Source organism: Streptococcus sp. 27098_8_70, assembly GCF_041432215.1.
Classification (GTDB): Bacteria; Bacillota; Bacilli; order Lactobacillales; family Streptococcaceae; genus Streptococcus; species Streptococcus oralis_CP.
This window is the reverse complement of sequence record NZ_JAPVZD010000001.1, coordinates 158,878-180,955: the sequence shown is the minus strand read 5'-3', so window position 1 is coordinate 180,955 and position 22,078 is coordinate 158,878. Positions and strand designations below refer to the sequence as shown.

Genomic DNA, 22,078 nt, shown 5'->3' with positions numbered 1-22,078 from the left:
ATCCTATATAAAAAGAAAAGAATTTCTAAAGAAAAAGCCTAGAGTAGAGGGTTTTATTCCCTCATAACACTAGACTTCTTTTTTATCTTAATAATACTCACCCTGGCGGTAGTCCCATGAGTTAAAGGTATCTGACAAATGCATCATGATTTTATCAATGTCAAGCCCTTTGCGGATAACGACTGGTGCTGGTGAGATTGAACGGTCTCCTCCTTGTTCTGGGATGAGCTTACCATCTTTATCAACCATAGATACCATCACACCTTGCTCGTAGCGAGTTTCAATCGTTTTGTCAGGTTGGATAGATGCCACATAGTCGTCTGCTTCAATGACAAGATCCACTGCTCCTTCGATCCGTTCCCCGATACCTTCCACCTTACCACGGTTTCCTTTTCCAGATGGGTTAGCTGATGAGGCATAGACCATTTTACCTTCTTCCCAAAGTTTAGCAGCCAGTTGTTCACCAGATTTACCAAACTTGATGACAAAACAGCTAGTACCACGAACGTCAGTCATGAGTTCTTCACGGCCATCACCGTATGCTTTGAGTTTTTCAAAAGCTTCTGGTTTCCAAGGAAGGATACAACCTAGGAGAATGTCTTCGTCCCAATGTTTTTGGTAGAAGGCTTCAATTTCTGGGTTGAGTTGTGCTAAAGCACGTAGCTCGTCCATGCTACCACAAAGTACAACACCTGGTTTGTTACGGTTACGCTCTTTAGCTTCAAATTTGCGTTCAAGACCTGCCTTATCGCTCGTCATGATAATGTAACCAACTTTTGTAGGGCAAACGATACATCCGCCCTCACCTTTTAAAATGTCATAGCCTTCTTGTGAAAGTGTACCGTTCCATTGAATGTGTTTTGTCATAGTTCTATATTTCCTTTTCTATTTTTCTATTCCTGCCAGTAGGCTGGTCGTTGTTTTTCATAGGCAGCAATCAAATCTTCATACTGCAAAGTAATACCGATATCATCCAAACCATTTAAGAGCTTGTGTTTCCATTCGCTATCAATTTCGAAAGTGAATTCTCCAACTGGTGAGATGATTTTTTGTTGTTCCAAGTCTACAGTTACCTGGTCGGTCGGTTTGAGTTGGGCTAGCTTTTCTCTAACCTCCCTAGGCTGAACAATAGGCAACATACCATTATTGAGTTCATTATTGTAATGAATGTCCCCGAAAGATCCTGCAATCACGACCTTAAAACCATAGTCGGCTAGAGCCCAAGCTGCGTGTTCCCTTGAAGAACCTGCCCCAAAGTTATCCCCTGAGATGAGGATACTGGCTTTACGATATTCAGGTCGGTTAAAGACAAAGTCTGGATCCTCAGTATACTTATCGTCCAAATAACGCCAAGCATACATGAGGTACTTACCAAAGCCTTTCTTATCAATTAACTTGAGAAACTGCTTGGGGAGGATTTGGTCAGTGTCAATGTTATCATTCATGAGAGGAACGGTCGTTCCCGTATAAACTGTAAATTTCTCCATATCCTCTCCTTACTGGGCCTCTGGCATTTGCCGAACATCTACGAAGCGCCCTGCGATAGCCGCCGCAGCTGCCATAGCTGGACTGCAAAGATGGGTCTTAGCGCCAAATCCCTGTCTGTCTTCAAAGTTACGGTTGCTGGTTGAGGCACAGTGAACCCCATCAGGAACCTTGTCCGGATTCATCCCTAAGCACATAGAGCAACCTGGGTCTCTCCACTCAAAGCCAGCGTCTAAGAATACTTTATCCAAGCCCAACTTCTCCGCAGCTCGTTTGACAGGACGCGATCCTGGCACTACAATTGCTGTTAGATTGGGAGCAATTTTCTTCCCTTTGACAAATCGCGCAGCCAGCTGTAAGTCACTGAGTCGAGCATTGGTACAAGACCCGATAAAGATATAACCTAGTTCAATATCCGCTGGCTTTTGACCAGGCTCCAAGTCCATGTAATGATAAGCACGTTCATCGTTCATATCCTTAATTTCTGGGAAGCTACTGTCAAAGTCAACGCCCATAGCAGGATTGGTCCCCCAGGTCACCATGGGAGCCAAGTCTGAGACATCCATCTGGATAACCTTATCGTAAACAGCATCATCATCACTGACAATTGTTTTCCAATCCGCCACAGCCTCTTCGAAATCCTCTGGAACACATTCTCGTCCTTTGAGATAATCATAGGTGGTCTGATCCGGATTCATGATCCCCATCTTAGAACCAAACTCGATGGACATATTGCAGATGGTCATTCGCTCTTCCATGGTCAGAGCATCAATCGCTTGCCCACGATATTCCACCACATAGCCTACACCACAAGCAACGCCATACTTGGCAATCAAGGCGAGAATGTAATCCTTGGAATAAACTCCTTTTTGAGCAACACCAGTGAATTCTACCAACATTTTCTTGGGTTTAACTTGCCAGAGGGTCTGGGTAGCAAAGACATGCTCGACCTCACTGGTTCCAATCCCAAAAGCGATAGCTCCGAAAGCTCCGTGAGTAGCTGTATGACTGTCTCCACAGACGATGAATTTTCCTGGTTGCGTCCGTCCTGTTTCTGGACCAACCATGTGAACGATTCCCTGCTTTTCAGACCCGTGGGCCGCATGTTCAATCCCAAACTCCTCAACATTTTCAGCGAGCTTATCAATTTGAGCCTTAGAAATAACATCTCGAATATCGTAGATATTGACCGTTGGTACATTATGATCAAAAGTTCCAAATGTCAAGTCTGGCCGTCTCAATCTGCGACCTGCATCTCGTAATCCTTGAAAAGCTTGGGGACTGGTCACTTCATGAATATAGTGCTGATCCACATACATGAGTTGGGGCTGCCCTTCTTCTCCTGTGATGACATGACGGTCCCATAATTTATCAAAAATCGATTTTCCTGCCATCCATTACCTCCAAATAAAATATAAGGCTACTAGTGTGGTCACCATCCCGAGAAACCAAACTGTTTTAAAGTACCATTTTCTAGTCTTGTGGTGAAAGGTGATTCCTGCCAACCAGGCACCAAAACCACCACAAGTAAGGGCTAAAATGAGTAAGATTTTCTCTGGGACGCGCCAAGCACCTCTTCTTGCCTTGGATTTGTCAATGCCATAAATCAAGAAAATCAGCAAATTGCAAATCAAGAGGGCAAGCGTGATTCCTTCATTTATCTTCATAATCTTTCAATGATGGCTTCTGTCATTTCCTTGGTTGAAGCCTGTCCTCCAATATCTCTTGTTAAAATGCCAGCCGCTAAACTAGCTTCAACAGCACGCTCGATACGCTCTGCATCCTCATGACGTCCAAAGCTATCTCTCAACATCATGGCCACTGATAAAACCATAGAGATAGGATTGGCAATTCCTTGACCTGCAATATCAGGTGCCGAACCATGAATAGGTTCATAAAGACTTGGACCTTTTTCAGAATGACTAGCCGATGGCATGACTCCAAGCGTGCCAGATAGAACGCTTGATTCATCAGATAAGATATCTCCGAAAAGATTCTCTGTCACGATGACATCAAACTTAGCAGGATTGGTAATCATGAGCATGGCAGCTGAGTCCACCAACTGGTGCTCCAAGGTCACATCTGGGAAATCTTGCGCGACTTCCTCAGCTACTCTGCGCCAGAGTTTTGATGTTGCTAGAACATTTTGCTTATCGATACTAGTAACGATTTTTCTGCGACTTCTTGCGATTTCAAATGCCTTGCGAATAATCCGCTCTACTTCCTCATAGCTATAGTCGTTGATATCACGCGCTTTGCGCTCTTCAAGGATATGTTCTCCAAAGTAAATCCCGCCTGTCAACTCACGCACCACGACAAAGTCTACCCCAGCAATTCGTTCCGATTTGAGTGGTGACAAATGCTTGAGACTCTCAAAAATTTTTACAGGCCTAATATTGGCATAGAGATTGAGTTCCTTACGAAGAGCTAGCAAGCCTTGTTCAGGCCGAATCGCCGCCCCATCATACTGGGGACTACCGATAGCCGCAAGGAGAATAGCATCTGCTTCTCTACATGCCTTGAGGGTTTCATCAGGTAAGGGATGCCCCGCAGCATCAATACCCGCACCTCCAAAGGGGCGTCTGTCTATCTCATAGTCAAATCCTGTTTTTGAAGCTAGAGCTTCCAGAACCGCTAAACCAGCTTCCATGATTTCTGGACCGATTCCATCCCCTGCTAGAGCTACTATTTTCTTTGTCATAGCCTTCTCCTTTACACACTAGGCATGTCTCGGTAGGAAACGCTATGCCCCATCTCACCTGCATTCTCTTTTTGAACAAAAGTATTGGCATTAATATAGGCAATAGCGGAAGCCTTCAATACATCGAAATCAAGACCTGCTGCGTTAAAGATGGTTTCGGTATCTCTGTTTTCAACAGTGACCAAAACCCGAGCTTGGGCATCGATTCCATCTGTTACAGCATCAATGGTATAGGACACCAAGCGGACAGATTGGTTAAAGAACTTATCGATAGCGTTAAAGATTGCTTCAACGGAACCTTGCCCTGTCGCATTGAATTCGACTTTTTCACCATCCATATTAGCCAGACTAACGAGCGCTTCAATGTCATTATCTGCATGAGTTTGAAGTTGTAAATCATCAAAGTGGAAGCCTTCTGGATTTTCAACCATGGTTCCAGCTACCAGAGCTCGAATATCTGCATCCGTGATTTCTTGTTTCTTGTCCGCTAGTGCCTTGAACTTAGCGAAGAGTGGTTTGATATCCTCTTCTGTAAAATCTAGGGCTAATTCTCTTAGTTTTTCAACAAAGGCATGGCGACCAGACAATTTACCAAGTGGAAGGCTATTACTCTTAACACCGACCAATTCAGGTGTGATGATTTCATAAGTAAGAGGATTTTTAAGGACTCCATCTTGGTGAATGCCCGATTCATGAGAGAAGGCATTACCACCAACCACAGCCTTGTTTTTAGGAACTGGAATACCCGAGAAGCGAGAAACCATTTCTGACGTATTCATTGTTTCATCCAAAACAATATCACTAGTTGCTTGGAAGAAATCCTCACGAATCTTCAAAGCAACAGCTACTTCTTCAAGAGCAACATTACCTGCGCGTTCACCGATACCATTAATAGTTCCCTGGACACGTCCAGCACCGTGTTTAATTGCTGTCAAAGTATTTGCAGTTGCCATACCGAGATCATCGTGACAGTGGACACCAAAGACAACTTTATGATCTGATTTAATATTTTCAGTCAAGTGATCAAAGATACGTGCAAACTCTTCTGGAGTCGTAAAGCCAACTGTGTCAGGGATATTGATATAAGATGCACCTGCATCGACCGCTGTTTGAACGACTTGCAAGAGGAAATCCAACTCTGTTCTAGTCGCATCTTCAGGAGAGAATTCGACGATTTCAAACTTAGAACGAGCATAAGAAACATGTTCCTTGATAGCTTCTAAAATCTCTTCCTTGCTTTTATTGAGCTTATACTTGCGGTGAATCGGACTGGTAGCGATAAAGACATGAATTTGTGGATACTTGGCATCCTTAAGCGCCTCATAACAAGCATCAATATCAGATTTTACAGAACGAGCTAATCCTGTCACTGCTGTTTTTTTCATGGCTCTAGCAATTTCTTGAACGGCTATAAATGAATCTGGACTAGCAGCCGGAAAACCAGCTTCAATTACAGAAATTCCCCATTTCTCCAGCTGTCTTGCAATGGAAACTTTTTCCTTTATTGAGAAGTTAACACCAGGTGTTTGCTCCCCATCACGAAGGCTTGTATCAAAAAATTCAACTTTACGCATAAGATTTCCCCTTTTCCAAATGTGGTTTTAAAAAAACATCTCGCTTAGAAGCCCAAGCGAGATGTTGATTTACTCCCGCTTGGTAAGCCAAACAGGACTAATGCTTTTGCACTAGCCCGAGTACCTCAACAACAAAGCAAATTGATTAAACTTAGCTGTTTTCATGTTTGACTTTCTCCTTCGTTTGATATCTTGTTTAGTATTTTAGCATAGCTAAAAACACTTGTCAAGAAAAAATCCATTATTTTCTGAAAATTTCTTCAGTAAAGAATATTTTGCTAATTGAAAGTATTTGAAAAGTCAAGTAACTTTCCTTATTTTTTCACAGTCAAGTTCCAACTTTTTTCGATGAGTTCTAACACTTCTTCATCTTGCAAACTATCATCAAGCGCCAGACTAAGCCAGTAGCGTTTGTTCATATGAAAGGCTGGATAAATGCCTTTTTTTGAAAACAGGTCAGCTACTTGGTCGTGTTTGAGGTTGACTGCTTCGACTAGCCCTTCTCTGCCCTTTTCCAGCTTATCCCAAGGAATTCTCATCACAACAGCATACCACTTTTGATTGCCTTCATGTCTTAACACTGCTGTATCAGGCGATTTCTCCCAAAGATACTCCAATTGATTACCATATTTTTTCTGAACTTGAACCATGATACGCTTAGTCTGAGGGCAGATAAAATCCTGTACATCAAAGCAAGCCTTCCGAATCTGGTAAAGAATCTCCAAACAAGCCTCACGAACACTTCCGACAAAACTTCCCCGCATACTTTCCATATGTACTTGAGGATAGTGGTCACCCGTTTCCTGATCAAAAACCTGAAAACTCACATTGTCAGGAGTGATAGAGACTGTCATGGAAAAGTCACCTTGCAAAATCTGGCAACTATAGGTCCAGACTTCCCCATTTTCCACAAAACCATAGGCATGTGCTTTTTCTTTATTAAACTGATAGGATTTAAAAATTTCAAACATAAGTGAAAACTGCTACCAAAAGCTAGCAGTTCCTTTCTATTTTTTAAAAGACAACCTTAGTACCGTGAAGTTGCGTCACACCCAGCTGGTCGATAAAGGTTTGACGGTTATCCAAGTCAATCCCCCCACCTGGTAGAATTTCAATTTTACCTTTAGCATGTTCCAAAATTCTGTGATAATGAGCGAAACGTTTCTCTAGCGAGTCTCCAGACACACCAGCACGAGTTAAGATACGAGCGACTCCGGCTTGGCTGAGCCAGTCAATGGCTTCCAACTGGTCTTCATCACTCAATTCATCAAAGGCCATGTGAAAGACAATTTCCATTCCTTTAGATGTGGCAATCAACTTTTCAAGATTAGCCTTATCCAACTTCTTATCAGCAGTTAAAGCCCCAAATACAACACCTTGACTTCCAGCTTGTGCAGTTAAACGAATGTCTTCTAGCATGATTGCTATTTCAAGATCAGTATAGACAAAGTCCCCACCACGGGGACGAATCATAGTCATGATGGTGGTGTCGTAGTTAGCTGCCAGTTCAACCGCTGCCTTGGTCACTCCATAGCTAGGTGTTGTTCCTCCTACTGCTAGATTGTCACAAAGTTCGATTCGACGAGCTCCAGCCTGCATCGCTTTTTCAAGCAAGGTCACATTTTCAGCACAAAATTCGTAAATCATTTGATTCTCCTTGATGTTTTCTTTAAATTTATTATATCATATTGTTTTAAATATGCTTTCATTTTTATCAAGGCAAATAACTACTATTTTTATCTATTCTTTGTCAGGAATAACTTTAAAGAGATAGTAGGTGATAAAGATAGTCAAGGCTCCTAGACCGATTTTGACTGGCAAAAGAGGGGCAAAATAAATAGAAATTCCCATCAAGATATAGATAGATACGATGATTTTTTTCTTTCGTTCTCGCGCTATTGACTTGGTTTCCCGAAAGTCAGCTACATAGGTCTGATAAAGCTTTGTATGATAAAGCCAGTCTTCAAATCTCTTTGAAGACTTGGAAAAGCAAGCAATTGATAGCAAAAGGAAGGGCGTTGTTGGCAAGAGGGGCAAGACAACCCCAACAAGAGCCAAGGCTAAAGAAATAAAACCAATACTTAGGTAAATAATACGCATGTCTTCTCCTAATTGAAATAATCTTATACTAGTTTCCCACAAAGTGAGGAAATTTGTCAAGCTTCAAGTAAAAAGAGCCTGAAATTTATTTTCAGGACTCTGCATTTTATTTAATTTTTTCCTCTTCGTAGTCGCCATTACTACATACAACCTGTTTACCACCGCCACGGACCTTTTTCTCCACAAGGAAGTGTCCGCATTTTGGACAATCACGTCCAATTGGTTTGTCCCAGGAAGTAAATTCACATTCTGGATAGCGATTGCAACCATAGAAGATACGATTACGCTTGGTTTTTCGTTCGATGATTTGTCCTTGATGACAGTTTGGACACTCGACTCCAATCTCTTTGACAATAGCTTGTGTGTGACGGCAGTCTGGGAAATTGCTACAAGCATAGAATTTACCAAAACGACCGAGCTTAATCACCATTGGACTGCCACAAACCTCACAGTCAAATCCAGCTGGCTCATCCTTGATCTGGATTTTTTCCATTTCAGATTCAGCCTTAGCTACTTCTTTAGAGAATGGTTTGTAAAAGGCGTCAATAACACGTTGCCACTGCTCTTTTCCAACCTCGACATCATCCAGTTTTCCTTCCATTTCAGCTGTGAAGGTCACATTGACGATGTCTGGGAAGTATTCAACGATGAGCTTGTTAACAATTTCTCCCAGTTCTGTCGGTTCAAAACGTTTAGCAGCCAGACGAACGTAGTAACGTTTTTGGATGGTTTCAATGGTCGGAGCGTAGGTTGACGGACGGCCAACTCCATTTTCTTCCAATGTCTTGATAAGAGTCGCTTCCGAATAGCGAGCTGGCGGTTGAGTGAAATGTTGTTCTGGCTTGCTATTGACCTGCTTGACCACATCTCCAACAGCCATATCTGGCAACATCTTGTTCTTGTCAGAGTCATTGTAGATAGCAAGATAACCATCAAACTTAACTTGACTACCATTTGCCGCAAACTGAACCCCATTTTGAGAGAGCTTAACAGCCATGGTATCAAAAATAGCTCCCGTCATCTGGCTAGCTACAAAACGGTTCCAGATAAGGGTATAGAGCTTGAGCTGGTCTTTGTCCAAGTACTTAGCGATGCTTTCTGGTGTATTAAAGACACTAGATGGACGAATGGCTTCGTGGGCATCCTGAGCACCTGAGGCATTCTTGACCTTGCTACCATGCTTGGAATACTTGCTACCAAAACGGTTGTTAATGTAGCTTGCCGCTTCGTTCTGAGCCACAGGGCTGATACGAGTCGAGTCTGTACGCATATAGGTAATCAAACCTTGCACGCCTGATCCGATATTGATTCCTTCATAAAGCTGCTGGGCCACCATCATGGTCTTTCGAGTACGGAAATTGATTTTGTTAGCCGCATCCATCTGCATGGTTGAAGTCGTATAGGGTAGGGGCGCATTGCGTTTGCGCTCTTTCTTATCTACCTGGTCTACTGTGAAATCTTTGCTAGTCAAATGGGACAAGACTTCTTTGACTTCTTCGTTGGTGGTCAATTTCATCTTTTTGCCATTCATACCATAGAAAGAAGCTTGAAATTGCTTGGTTCCCTTCTTAAAGACTCCATCAATTGTCCAGTATTCTTCTGGTTGGAAGGCATTGATTTCATTTTCACGATCAATGATGAGCTTAAGGGCAACAGACTGCACGCGTCCTGCTGATAAGCCCTTCTTGACCTTTTTCCACAAAATTGGCGAAATTGAATACCCTACCAAGCGGTCCAAGACACGACGAGCTTGTTGGGCGTCGACCAAGTCCATATCAATCTTGCGAGGTTCTTTAAAGGCATTTTTTACTGCGTCTTTAGTGATTTCATTAAAAACTACACGGTTGGCATCATTCTCATCCAAATCAAGGATATGAGCCAAATGCCAGGAAATTGCTTCTCCTTCACGGTCCGGGTCACTCGCCAGAAAGACTTTATTGGCCTTTTTAGCTTCCTTTTTCAAGTCATTAATGAGAGGGCCTTTGCCTCGGATATTGATATACTGCGGTTCATAGTTATTTTCAATGTCGACTGACATACTGGATTTTTTCAAATCACGGATATGCCCGACACTGGCTAAAACCTTGTAATTTCTGCCTAGATATTTCTCAATCGTTTTCGCCTTGGCAGGCGACTCCACGATGACTAGATTTTTTTTAACTGTTGATTTTTTCTTCTTTGTTGCCGTAGCCACACTATCACACCTTTTCAAAGTAATAAACTTTATAAAGTGTAAACCATTTTTCTATAGCTGTCAAGACTTAACTTCTATATATAGAAGAAAAGTTTATCTGAGTGAACAAATTTCTCCTTAAAATTCAAACTCTGCCAGCACATCTTGACCACTTGTGACTAACTTTGCCCCCTCTTGGATCAAGTGGTGGCAACCATCTGAATGGCCATCAAGAATGTTCCCTGGAATGGCAAAAACATCGCGTCCTTCCTCCATGGCACGTTCACAGGTAATGAGACTCCCAGAACGCATTCTTGCCTCTGCGACGATCACACCACGGCAAAGGCCAGCAATGATGCGATTACGAGCTGGAAAGTGAAATTTCAAGGGTTCTTCACCTGGTCCGTATTCGCTAAGTACCAAATGGTGATTGCCAATGTGTTCTTGCAAACGTTTATTGGCACGGGGATAGAAAACATCCAAGCCTGTTCCAATGACGGCAATCGTTCTTCCTCCATTCTGGAGTGCAGCCATATGGGCAGCCGTATCAATCCCTTTGGCTAAACCACTGACCACGATTAACTCGTTTTCCAAACCTTGAATGACTTTCTGAACCGACTTTGCTCCCTGACTCGAACATGAACGACTCCCTACAACAGCAACCTTTGGAAATTTCAATAAATCTAGATTCCCTTTATAAAACAAGAGCACTGGAGCATCATAAATCTCACTCAGATCCCAAGGATAACAGTCATCAAGAATCGAGAAGGATGGAAATTTCTGAAACTCCTTCTCCAACTGTGCATCATCTATCTGGAAATAGCGTTCCATAAAGACAGCAGGATTACGGCATCCAGATATTTCTGCAATGTCACCTAGCAAGAGCTCCTGATCTACAGTCTCGTCGTATTCAAGAACATTTAAAATTTGTTGATTGGTCAGCCCAGCTTTTCTCAATTTGTAAATCTCATAGTTTGTAATCTTCATATACAACCCCGTTTCTTTTGCTACTCATCTATCTATTCGTAAAAAAAAAATAAAAAGAAGACCAAGGATCTTCTTTTTTTCATTTATTCAGCTTTAGTAGTTGACCAGCTACTTTCAACCATCGGTAAGATTGTTTTTAAAGTTTCCCCATCCCCTTCAAGTGAAACATAGCGGATTTTACCATCATTTGATCGGAAAACCCAAGTAACGAGGTATTTACCTGACTTAGCAATTGCATTGACAACATAGGCTTCATAACCTCCAATGGTCGATTTGGAGCCCCAAACCTTACTGAAATCAGAGCTTTGTTCTTTGGAAGTTAAAATACTAGATGAGACAGTCACTACATCCAGTTTAGCATATTCTTCTTCGCTGATATTAAACTGCTCAGCCTTGAAGGTATTTAACGTAACAATGTTGATATCTGTTCCATCACAATACTGTATATCGTTTCCACCTTCTACTTCATGAAATCGAACCCAAGATTTGGGTACCTTGACAAAACCATATTCATTCGAACCGATGATTTGAGTCTCTTCCTTCTTCGCTTCGGAAACAGTAGAGCTAGAGCTACTCGTTTCCTGACTGCTAGAAGAACTAACAACTGCAGACGAACTTTCTTCGGTTGCTGTTTGCGATTTATTAGAGCATGAAGCTAGAAAAACACTAGCAGTAACTACAGTACCTAAAATTAATAATTTTTTCATCCTACCACCTTTCCATCTGCATTATAAGAAAAATAAGGACTTCTGTCAAATTTTAACCTAATCAATTCTATTAGTTTCCGATTTTATCGCTCTCATTTAAAGCAAAAACTCTTGAAAAATCTTCAAGAGTTTTGTTTTCTATTTCTATTCTTCATCCATGCTTAAGACGCTAAGGAAGGCTTCTTGTGGGACTTCTACTGATCCGATAGCTTTCATGCGTTTCTTACCAGCTTTTTGTTTTTCAAGAAGTTTACGCTTACGAGAAACGTCACCACCATAACACTTGGCAAGTACGTTTTTACGAAGGGCCTTGATATCCGTACGAGCCACAATTTTGTGTCCAATAGCTGCTTGAATCGGCACTTCAAATTGTTGGCGAGGGATGATTTTCTTGAGCTTATCAACGATGAGTTTCCCACGTTCGTAGGCAAAGTCCTTGTGAACGATAAAGCTAAGGGCATCGACCTTATCACCATTGAGAAGGATGTCCATTTTGACCAGCTTAGATGGACGGTACTCTGACAATTCATAGTCAAAGCTTGCATAACCACGTGTCGAAGACTTGAGCTTATCAAAAAAGTCAAAGACGATTTCAGCAAGTGGAATTTGATAGATAACATTGACACGATTGTCATCAATATAGTCCATGGTCACAAAGTCCCCACGTTTGCGTTGAGCTAATTCCATAACTGCTCCGACAAACTCCTGCGGTACCATGATTTGCGCCTTGACATAAGGTTCTTCAATGGTCGCGATCTTAGTCGGATCTGGAAATTCAGAGGGGTTAGACACATCCATAGACTCACCGTCAGTTTGGTTAACCTTATAGATAACAGACGGAGCTGTCATGATGAGGTCAATATTGAACTCGCGCTCTAAACGCTCTTGGATAACATCCATATGGAGAAGTCCAAGGAATCCACAACGGAAACCAAATCCAAGGGCCTGAGATGTTTCTGGTTCAAACTGCAGGCTGGCATCGTTGAGCTGCAATTTTTCAAGGGCTTCACGAAGGTCATTGTACTTGTTTGATTCGATTGGATAAAGACCCGCAAAGACCATAGGATTCATCTGCTTGTATCCATCTAGCGGTTCTGCCGCTGGATTGCTTGCTAGAGTAACTGTATCACCCACGCGCGTATCTTGAACCGTCTTGATAGAAGCCGCAATATAACCAACGTCACCAGTCGCAAGAAAATCACGACCAACTGCTTTCGGCGTGAAAATACCGACCTCCGTCACATCAAAGATCTTGCCATTGCTCATGAGCTGAATCTTATCGCCAGGTTTAACCACTCCGTCCATAACACGCACTTGCAGGATAACCCCACGATAAGCATCATAAACTGAGTCAAAAATTAAGGCTTTTAATGGAGCTGAAACATCACCAGTTGGAGCTGGCACTTTTTCAACGATCTGCTCAAGAATCTCTTCAATACCAATACCAGCTTTGGCTGAAGCCAGGACCGCTTCGCTGGCATCTAGTCCAATGACATCCTCAATCTCTGTACGCACACGCTCTGGATCAGCTGCTGGTAGATCAATCTTGTTAATGACGGGCAAGATTTCCAAATCATTATCCAATGCTAGATAAACGTTGGCAAGTGTTTGTGCTTCAATCCCTTGGGCCGCATCAACCACCAAAATTGCTCCTTCACAGGCTGCTAGTGAACGCGACACTTCATAGGTAAAGTCCACGTGCCCAGGTGTGTCAATCAAGTGGAAAATATAGGTCTCACCATCTTTCGCAGTGTAATTAAGCTCAATGGCATTGAGTTTAATGGTAATCCCACGTTCACGCTCAAGATCCATACTATCCAGAAGTTGGGCTTGCATTTCACGACTAGAAACCGTCTCCGTCTTTTCCAAAATGCGGTCTGCTAGCGTTGATTTCCCATGGTCAATATGGGCGATAATAGAGAAGTTTCGAATCTTCTCCTGTCGTTTTTTTAATTCTTCTAAGTTCATGATGCTCTTCCTTTCAGGGTATCTATTAATTATAAATTGTTTTTAACATTTTGACAAGACCATACCCTGCTAGGAGTACTAATCTTCGGCAATAAAGCCATCATTTTCGATAAAGTGGTGTTCGGTCATTCCTTGGTCTGTAAAGATGATTCCATGAAGGACACCACCATAGACAGCTCCTCCATCCATACCAATCTTGCCATCCTCTGTTATCCAAAGCTCAGCTGTACCTCGGTCTTGCTTGAGCAAACCATAAACCGGTGTATGCCCAAAGACAATCGTTTTTCCAGTATGATTTTCAGCTTCGTGGAATGGCTTTCTGAGCCAGACTTTCTTATAATCTGTGGTTTCATGCCAATCATCCAAGGTCAAGTCAATACCCGCATGAACAAAGATATACTTGTCTGTCTCCACCACAAATGGCATTTGACGAATAAATTCGACCAAGTCTGCCGCTTCAGTCGCAACACGCTTGGCATCTTCTACGCCATCAACTGGTGCATCCAAGGGACGACCTAAAATAGAGTTAATAGTTGTATCTCCACCATTGCGACGATAATGGTCATAGCTTTCTTCTGGGTCATCGAGCCAAGTCAGAAACATATACTCGTGGTTTCCTGATAGACAGATAGCTCCTTGATTGTCGACCAAGTCTTTGACCATTTCTAGAACACGGCGACTGTCTTCACCACGGTCAATCAAATCCCCTAGAAAGAGCAACTGGGTGTGACCATCCCATGTTTTGAGAAGGTCTTCCAGCATACCTGCTTTTCCGTGAACATCTCCAATTACATAATAGTCTGTCATTTATTTCTCCCTCGTTTGCAATAATTCTCTAGCTTGGGTAAGGGCCGCCTCTGTTACATTTTGCCCAGCCAACATTTTAGCTACTTCCTCTACTCGCTCTTCTAAAGTCAAAAGGCGAACCGTCGACACCGTTGAGTGCTCATCGCTAATCTTCTCAATAAAGAATTGATAATCCGCGATGGCAATCACTTGTGGAAGGTGAGAGATAGCAAGAACCTGACCATGCTGGCCTATCTTATGAATCTTCTGTGCGATGGCTTGGGCCACGCGACCTGAAACTCCCGTATCCACCTCATCAAAGACAATACTGGTCTTGCCTTCTTTACGAGAAAAGGCAGACTTGATAGCCAACATGAGACGGGATAATTCCCCACCGGACGCAACTTTGACCAAAGGCTTAAAGTCCTCACCTGGGTTGGTGGAAATATAAAACTCGACTGTTTCATTCCCCTCACGACTAAATTTGCCCTTGCTAAAGCGAACCTGGAACTGTGCCTTCTCCATATAGAGATCCTGAAGTTCTTGTTTAATCTCAGCCTCAAGCTGCTGGGCCAAATCATGACGAGCTGATGCAAGTTGCCCTGCCAAATCGACAAGATTAACTTCCAATTTCTTGAGCTCTGCTTCCATGTCTTCAGAAGAAAGGTTATTACCCGTCAAGAGATTGTACTCATCCGTAATCTTGGCAAAATAAAGCAAAACGTCGTCCACAGTTCCACCATACTTGCGGGTAATAGTATTTATAAGGTCTAAGCGATTTTCAACCTGCATGAGGCGATTGCCATCAAAATCCAAATCCTCAATAATATCTTCTAAACGCTTGGTAATATCTTCTAAAACATAGTATGTTTCTGATAGAGAACTTGAAATTTCACGGTATTCAGGGTCATATTCTTCGACACTTTCCATGTCATTCATGGCCGAACGGACATTAGCAAGACTGGAGAATTCCTCATTGTCCAGCATACTGTAGGCATTGGTTAGGGTATCTGCAATATTTTTATGATTGAGGAGTTTATCTCGTTCTTGGTTGAGAGCCAAGTCTTCACCAGCCTGCAAGTTTGCAGCCTCAATCTCTGCCATTTGAAATTCCAACATTTCGATACGAGCCTTGTGTTCTTGCTGGTTTTTCTTGACTTCTAGAACCTGCTTACGCATTTTGCGATAGGCATCAAAGCTCGTCTGATAGGTCTCCTTCAAGTCCAAGAAAGCAGCATCACCAAACTCATCCAACATCTGGATGTGCAGTTGAGGACGCATTAACTCCTCTTGGTCATGCTGACCATGGATATCCACAAGGTGTTGCCCAATGGCACGCAAGACAGAAAGATTGACCATCTGACCATTCACGCGACTAACACTACGACCATTTTGCAAAATTTCCCGGCGGATGATAATCTCATCACCCAATTCTAAACCTTGCTCTTCAAAAAGTTCCTGTAAAAGGCGACTATTTTCAACCGAAAAAAGCCCCTCAATCTCTGCCTTTGGCGCACCATGACGAATAACGTCTATCGTTGCACGAGCCCCCAACATGAGATTCATAGCGTCGATAATGATAGACTTTCCAGCACCCGTTTCCCCGGTCAAAACAGTCATACCCTTTTCAAAATTGAGCGAAATCGCCTCAATAATGGCAAAGTTTTTTATCGAAATTTCAAGTAACATACTGACCTACCATTTTTTGACTTGTTCAACAATTTCTTCAGCTGACTCTGCTGTTCTAGCTACAATTAAGATTGAATCATCATCAGCTAGACAGCTAAAAATCTGTTCAGAAAATGCTTCAACCAACTGACTCTTCACAAAAATAGTATTTCCAGGAATGACAGCAAGGTTGATCATATTTCCCATTAACTCAGAACTCACAATATTGTCCTCAGCCAACTGCAAACTTTTGACGATTGATTTTGGCAACTCATAGATATAGGTGTTATTCTTCAAAGGAATTTTAACAATCCCAAGCTCCTTGATGTCTCTTGAGACAGTGGCTTGCGTAGCAGAAATACCTGCTTCCTTCAAATGCTCAACGATTTCTTCCTGAGTCCCGATCTGATAATCCGTAACAAATCTTCTAATTTTTTCAAGTCTCTCTTTTTTATTCATCTTTAAATTCTCTATGTGCTCTCTCTACAACTTTTTCTATTTCAGGAGCAACTTGGTTACTTGCTCCCTCTTCCTTTTTCAAATATGCCAGAAATTCGATGTTTCCATGTCCACCTTGGATTGGTGAATAGTCTAATCCAAGAACTGAAAAACCTTGTTCAACTGCCATAGCAGTGAAAGATTCAAGGACAGTTTGATGAACCTTGGCATCTCGAATGATTCCATTTTTCCCAATCTGCTCACGACCTGCTTCAAACTGGGGTTTGACAAGTGCCACCACCTGACCTTGATCAGCCAAGACACGATGCAAAGCAGGCAAAATCAGACTGAGGGAAATGAAACTCACATCAATACTGGCAAAGCTTGGTTCCTGCTCAAAATCAGTCTTTTCAGCATAACGAAAATTAAACTGCTCCATGCTGATAACCCGAGGGTCTTGACGTAATTTCCAAGCCAACTGATTGGTGCCAACATCAACTGCAAAGACCAACTCAGCACCATTTTGCAACATGACATCAGTAAATCCTCCAGTGGAGGCCCCAATATCAATCGTTGTCGCTCCCTCCACTGACAAATCAAATACCTGCAAGGCCTTCTCCAGTTTTAGACCACCTCGACTGACATACTTGAGTTTTTCACCCTTGAGTTTTAGCTCAGTGTCATCTGGGATTTTCTCTCCTGGTTTGTCAAAGCGTTCTCCATTAAGAACTGCTACGACTAGTCCAGCCATGACGCCGCGCTTGGCCTGTTCTCGCGTTTCAAACAAGCCCTGTTTATAAGCTAGTACATCCACTCTTTCCTTAGCCATTGATTCTCAAACTTTCTACTACTTTCACAATCGGCTCTGTTTCAAAGCTGACTTGCTGGGCAATTTCTTCTAACTTGGCATTAGCTTGATCCAAGGTTTGGTTACAAAAGGCAGTCGCCTCTTCCAAGCCCAGCAAGGCTGGATAGGTTGATTTTTCAGCTTGTAAATCCTTTTGTGGTGTCTTACCGATTTCCTCAAAACTAGCTGTCACATCAAGCACATCGTCTCTGACTTGAAAAGCAAGCCCTATTAATTCGCCAACAGTTTTCAGTTTTGCTTGTATTTCAGGAGCCAATTCAGCTATAATAGCAGCTGCCTGGAAGGGATAGGCTAGTAGTTTCCCAGTCTTATTGGCATGAATGGTCTGGAGTTCTTCCAAAGACAAATGCTGGTGTTCGCCTTCCATGTCCAAAACCTGCCCTGCTACCATGCCCAGACTACCTGAAGCAAGGGATAAGTTGGCAATCAAGTCCACCTTGATCTGACTTGGCAAATCTGCCTGAGCAATCAAGGCATAGGGATCTAGGAACAAAGCATCTCCTGCCAATATTGCCATCGCTTCGCCAAATTTCTTATGATTAGTTAGACGTCCCCGACGGTAATCATCATCATCCATGGCAGGAAGATCATCGTGAATCAAGCTCCCTGTATGAATCATTTCCAAGGCCGCGGCTACCTGCGCATGAGCTGGTCTAATAGCGACTTGCAAGGCTTCCAGAACTTCTAGCAAGAGAAAAGGCCGAATTCTCTTGCCACCAGCATGAATGGAATAGAGAACAGACTCTCGCAAACTAGAGGCAAACTGCTGGTCTCCATAAAAATCTTCCAAGGCAGACTCGACAAGAGCTAATTTTTCTTGCTTCTTCATTCAAAATCACTTTCTGTTCCGTCTTCTTGCATGACCTTAACCAAGGTCTTTTCAGCCTTGTCCAGCGTCGCTTGGAGCTCTTTTGACAAGACCATTCCCTTTTGAAAGGCCGAAATCGCATCTTCTAGGGCGATTTCGCCATTTTCTAAACTTTGGACAATGGTTTCCAGTTCTGCTAGATTTTCCTCAAATTTCTTTTGTTTTGACATCTTTAACCTCTAATTCTACTTGACCATCTCGCATCAAAAGCGTCACTTGGTCTTTTTTCTTCAACTTCTCAACCGAGTCTACTACTGACTCTTCTTTTTTGACAATAGCATAACCACGCGCCACAATTCGACTGGTATCCAACATCAACAATGCTTCCGAAAGTCGCTTGACCTCAGCAACCTTGGCATCATAAACCAGCGCCATTTGGCTGCGTAGGAGCTTGTCCAACTGACCTAGACGGTCTTGATAACGCTGGATTTTGGTAACAGGTGATAACTGTACTAGTCGATGCGTCCTTGCTTGGACTAGCTGTTTGTTATCAGAAATCCGTGTTCGCAAACTTTGTTTTAATCGCAGTTGCAGTTGGTCCAAGCGTTGCAAATAACCATCATACAAGCGCTCTGGTTGTCTAAAGATGACTGACTGACTGCATTTTTTCAGAGCTTCTTTTTTTCTTGACAGGACATTCTGAACTGCTGTCGCCATCCGTTTTTCTTGATTTTGCAAATGGCTCAAGAGATCCAACTTGGTCACAGGCGTTGCCAATTCAGCCGCAGCTGTTGGCGTCGCAGCACGACGATCGGCCACAAAGTCTGCCAAGGTCACATCCGTCTCATGCCCAACACTAGAAATAACTGGCAAACGAGATTCAAAAATAGCCCGTACCACGATCTCTTCGTTAAAAGCCCAGAGATCCTCGATGGAACCCCCACCACGACCAATGATGAGAACATCTAGGTCCTCACGTTGATTGGCGCGCGCAATATTTCGAGCAATTTCCTCCGCGGCTCCATCACCTTGTACCTTAGTCGGATAGAGAAGGATGTCAACACCAGGGAAACGTCTGCTGACGGTCGTGATAATATCTCGAATAACAGCTCCACTGCGACTGGTTACCACACCGATTCGCTTAGCAAACTGGGGAATAGGTTGCTTGAATCTCTCTTGAAACAGGCCTTCTTCTGTTAATTTTTTCTTGAGTTGTTCAAACTGAATCGCAAGCGCTCCAACTCCATCAGGTTCAGCCTTCTCAATGATGATAGAGTAGCTCCCACTCGGTTCATAAACCTGAACACGCCCAATCACATTGATCTTCATCCCTTCTTCCAGGTCGAAACCTAATTTCTGATAGATTCCTGACCAGATGGTCGCTTGAATAACCGCATGGTCATCTTTTAGAGAGAAATATTGGTGAGTAGGTCGTTTACGAAAGTTGGAAACTTGACCAGTTAAATAGACCCGTTCCAAGTAAGGGTCTTTATCGAATTTCATTTTCAGATACTTGGTCAAAGTTGTTACCGATAAATATTTTTCCATCTCCACCTACTATTCATTTTCTTGCTTTTCCATGGGTATTATTATACCAAAAATATGATTAAAAATCTCCTTTTGCATACCGAAACTAAAGGAAAAATAGAAAAAGGAGGCTAAGCCTCCTCATCTGATTATTTGCTGTTACGAGCTTCTTCCAAAATCTTAGAAATCTTGGTTGTCAAAAGGTCAATAGCGACTGTATTGCTAGCACCTTCAGGAATAATGATATCCGCATAACGCTTGGTCGGCTCGATGAACTGGTGATACATAGGTTTTACCACACCAAGATATTGGTCAATCACGCTATCCAAGCTACGACCACGCTCTTCCATATCTCGCTTGATCCGACGAATAATGCGCACATCATCATCCGTATCCACAAAAATTTTGATGTCCATCAAATCGCGCAGACGCTTGTCCTCCAAGACCAAAATTCCCTCAACGATAAAGACATCCTGAGGCTCCTGACGATAGGTCTTGCTACTCCGTGTATGCGCTGTATAGTCATAAGTTGGTATGTCCACTGGGCGCCCTGCCAACAATTCCTTAATCTGCTCGATCATCAAGTCTGTATCAAAGGCAAAAGGATGGTCGTAGTTGGTTTTGACACGCTCTTCAAAGGTCAAATGAGATTGGTCCTTGTAGTATGAATCATGCTCAATCATGGCAATCTTTTCATCAAGAAAATGAGATAAAATAGCCTTTGAAACACTGGTCTTACCGCCACCAGAACCACCTGTCACTCCGATAATGATTGGTCTATTTTGCATGCTATCCTCCGTTTATTTATCCGTCGTCTATTCTATCATATTTTTTTCAAAATTTATAGTCTGATTTTGGGTACTCGTCTAATAAATTTCAATAGAAAGCTTATTATCTACTTTGATTAACTAAACAAAAAGACTGTGCAATTTTTAATAAACAGATTTGATATCTATAACCAATTTTGTATAATCCATATATGCATTTTTTCTAAAAATATCTCTTACTTCTTATTAAATTGCCGAGGCACGCTTTACTATTTCCTTCACTTATTTTTGATTCATCTCTTCTAATTTTTTATTATTCTCAACTTCGTTTTCTTCTACTATTTTGAGTTTCACCTTAAATAACAATTATAGAAGCACAATCTTCCCTGAAATGATCAAAACTTTTTCCACTTTCTAAATAGTATTTTACGATTTCTTCGATTAAGCGTTTTTTTCTTAACCTATCTTCTAAGCATTTTTTACTTAACTTATCTTCATCTTCATGAAATAATTTAGGAAATTCAATAGGAAGCCCTTGTTTTTTAATCTGTTGGTAATAGACAATAAGGTCTTCTTTGTTATTTTTAAAAAACATTTCTAAATCCGTCATTGTTTTTACTTCGCTCATTTCATTCTGAAATTCTTGATTTGAAAAAGCAATATATTGAGAAGGCTGACGACGTTTGTTTATCTCCTCATTTAATTTATAAATAACAGAAATATCATTATCTATTATTTCTGTTAAATACTTACATATTTTAAATCCAAAATAATTTTGATCAAACCAATACTTAGATTCAATCTTTTCAAATTCACTACTTTTGCTATATGTATCAAATAGATATTCTATGTATGACTTTAAAATAGACTTTGTTAAAGTTATTGGATTATTTGCTAATATAGTCAAAATCTTTTGAAACTCTAACCTTATTCTATGATTATATGTTTTTTCAATATTATAGTTATTAATGAAATTTTGAATACGTTTATCCATAGGATTGTCTTGATAGTGAAATTTAATATTTGGTTGAAAAGTCTCATCTGTATCATTAAAGTTTACCTCAATATAATCCTCAATATCAAACTCTTCAAAGTAAGGGTTAATTTCACTTTCTTCCTTTGTTAAAGACCTTTTACTATGTTTAGAGGTATTGCACTCCCCACAACATTTGACTAGATTAATTGGTAAAATTGCAAGCCTAGGTTCACCAAATTTTCGATCATCATTCTCTTTCTCACTCTTAGGCATAATATGTTCGAGTGTTACTTTAGTTGAAAACACACCTTCACAAATAGGACAAATTGCTTGATTATAGGTATTTTTTACAACTGCGAATTTTTGAAATAGGCCTTTTGAGGATGGTCGAACATACGTACCATACCATTTTGAATCAATCTCACACTGTGACTGAATTAGATCAATGTCTAATTCATACAATGAACCTATACTAGCTTTACTTTCATATTCTCTATCTAATTCTGTTAAAAAACTACGAAGCCCATCTTTATCGACAGTATCTG

22 protein-coding genes are annotated in these 22,078 nt (G+C 41.7%); all 22 read right to left on the bottom strand.

Going from position 1 to position 22,078, the window contains the following annotated elements; all coding sequences use genetic code 11:
- Positions 1-87 precede the first annotated feature (87 nt).
- Complete coding sequence (locus O3655_RS00860; protein WP_247954471.1) at positions 88-867, bottom strand: L-threonylcarbamoyladenylate synthase; 780 nt, start codon at positions 865-867, stop codon at positions 88-90.
- Positions 868-893: 26 nt separating this feature from the next.
- The gene (gene leuD, locus O3655_RS00855; RefSeq protein WP_000410622.1) at positions 894-1,487 is read right to left on the bottom strand and encodes a 3-isopropylmalate dehydratase small subunit; all 594 of its coding nucleotides are present in this window, start codon (positions 1,485-1,487) and stop codon (positions 894-896) included.
- A gap of 9 nt (positions 1,488-1,496) precedes the next feature.
- Entirely contained in the window at positions 1,497-2,879 is a 1,383-nt protein-coding gene (gene leuC / locus O3655_RS00850) for a 3-isopropylmalate dehydratase large subunit (RefSeq protein WP_371641098.1), read from the bottom strand.
- A 3-nt stretch (positions 2,880-2,882) separates the two neighbouring features.
- Entirely contained in the window at positions 2,883-3,152 is a 270-nt protein-coding gene (locus O3655_RS00845; protein WP_217970815.1) for a DUF1294 domain-containing protein, read from the bottom strand.
- Complete coding sequence (leuB, locus tag O3655_RS00840; RefSeq protein ID WP_125453470.1) at positions 3,149-4,186, bottom strand: 3-isopropylmalate dehydrogenase; 1,038 nt, start codon at positions 4,184-4,186, stop codon at positions 3,149-3,151. The genes O3655_RS00845 and leuB overlap by 4 nt, the downstream gene beginning before the upstream one ends.
- Positions 4,187-4,197: 11 nt before the next feature.
- Entirely contained in the window at positions 4,198-5,760 is a 1,563-nt protein-coding gene (locus O3655_RS00835) for a 2-isopropylmalate synthase (RefSeq protein WP_049479352.1), read from the bottom strand.
- Positions 5,761-6,074: 314 nt separating this feature from the next.
- Positions 6,075-6,731 carry an MmcQ/YjbR family DNA-binding protein gene (locus O3655_RS00830; RefSeq protein ID WP_268711237.1) on the bottom strand — a complete coding sequence of 219 codons (657 nt, stop codon included), beginning with the start codon at positions 6,729-6,731 and terminating at the stop codon, positions 6,075-6,077.
- Between the two features lie 43 nt (positions 6,732-6,774).
- The gene (locus O3655_RS00825; protein ID WP_308696985.1) at positions 6,775-7,407 is read right to left on the bottom strand and encodes a copper homeostasis protein CutC; all 633 of its coding nucleotides are present in this window, start codon (positions 7,405-7,407) and stop codon (positions 6,775-6,777) included.
- A 93-nt stretch (positions 7,408-7,500) separates the two neighbouring features.
- A complete protein-coding gene (locus O3655_RS00820) occupies positions 7,501-7,860 on the bottom strand; it encodes a YbaN family protein (RefSeq protein ID WP_001220359.1) in 360 nt (119 codons plus the stop codon).
- 106 nt (positions 7,861-7,966) lie between these two features.
- Positions 7,967-10,054, bottom strand: a complete 2,088-nt coding sequence (topA, locus tag O3655_RS00815; protein WP_042902188.1) for a type I DNA topoisomerase — start codon at positions 10,052-10,054, stop codon at positions 7,967-7,969.
- A 117-nt stretch (positions 10,055-10,171) separates the two neighbouring features.
- A complete protein-coding gene (gene dprA / locus O3655_RS00810) occupies positions 10,172-11,020 on the bottom strand; it encodes a DNA-processing protein DprA (protein ID WP_308696984.1) in 849 nt (282 codons plus the stop codon).
- A gap of 83 nt (positions 11,021-11,103) precedes the next feature.
- Positions 11,104-11,727 carry a hypothetical protein gene (locus tag O3655_RS00805; protein WP_000734762.1) on the bottom strand — a complete coding sequence of 208 codons (624 nt, stop codon included), beginning with the start codon at positions 11,725-11,727 and terminating at the stop codon, positions 11,104-11,106.
- 144 nt (positions 11,728-11,871) lie between these two features.
- Positions 11,872-13,695, bottom strand: a complete 1,824-nt coding sequence (gene lepA, locus O3655_RS00800; protein ID WP_001047194.1) for a translation elongation factor 4 — start codon at positions 13,693-13,695, stop codon at positions 11,872-11,874.
- A 78-nt stretch (positions 13,696-13,773) separates the two neighbouring features.
- The gene (locus O3655_RS00795; protein WP_000133319.1) at positions 13,774-14,502 is read right to left on the bottom strand and encodes a metallophosphoesterase family protein; all 729 of its coding nucleotides are present in this window, start codon (positions 14,500-14,502) and stop codon (positions 13,774-13,776) included.
- Positions 14,503-16,170: a DNA repair protein RecN gene (recN, locus tag O3655_RS00790; protein WP_371641097.1), complete on the bottom strand. Its 1,668-nt coding sequence runs from the start codon at positions 16,168-16,170 to the stop codon at positions 14,503-14,505.
- Positions 16,171-16,176: 6 nt separating this feature from the next.
- Positions 16,177-16,608 carry an arginine repressor gene (locus tag O3655_RS00785; RefSeq protein ID WP_308696981.1) on the bottom strand — a complete coding sequence of 144 codons (432 nt, stop codon included), beginning with the start codon at positions 16,606-16,608 and terminating at the stop codon, positions 16,177-16,179.
- Entirely contained in the window at positions 16,601-17,416 is an 816-nt protein-coding gene (locus O3655_RS00780) for a TlyA family RNA methyltransferase (RefSeq protein ID WP_125391278.1), read from the bottom strand. The genes O3655_RS00785 and O3655_RS00780 overlap by 8 nt, the downstream gene beginning before the upstream one ends.
- Positions 17,409-18,284 carry a farnesyl diphosphate synthase gene (locus tag O3655_RS00775; protein ID WP_308696980.1) on the bottom strand — a complete coding sequence of 292 codons (876 nt, stop codon included), beginning with the start codon at positions 18,282-18,284 and terminating at the stop codon, positions 17,409-17,411. The genes O3655_RS00780 and O3655_RS00775 overlap by 8 nt, the downstream gene beginning before the upstream one ends.
- Positions 18,281-18,493: an exodeoxyribonuclease VII small subunit gene (locus tag O3655_RS00770; protein ID WP_084938449.1), complete on the bottom strand. Its 213-nt coding sequence runs from the start codon at positions 18,491-18,493 to the stop codon at positions 18,281-18,283. The genes O3655_RS00775 and O3655_RS00770 overlap by 4 nt, the downstream gene beginning before the upstream one ends.
- On the bottom strand, positions 18,471-19,811 hold the full coding sequence (xseA, locus tag O3655_RS00765) for an exodeoxyribonuclease VII large subunit (RefSeq protein WP_308696978.1): 1,341 nt from the start codon (positions 19,809-19,811) through the stop codon (positions 18,471-18,473). Before xseA ends, O3655_RS00770 begins: the two co-directional genes overlap by 23 nt.
- A 128-nt stretch (positions 19,812-19,939) precedes the next feature.
- Positions 19,940-20,578, bottom strand: coding sequence for a uridine kinase (gene udk, locus O3655_RS00760; protein WP_308696977.1), 639 nt, complete (start codon positions 20,576-20,578; stop codon positions 19,940-19,942).
- A gap of 334 nt (positions 20,579-20,912) precedes the next feature.
- Complete coding sequence (locus O3655_RS00755) at positions 20,913-21,995, bottom strand: HNH endonuclease signature motif containing protein (protein ID WP_000273110.1); 1,083 nt, start codon at positions 21,993-21,995, stop codon at positions 20,913-20,915.
- Positions 21,996-22,078: the final 83 nt, after the last annotated feature.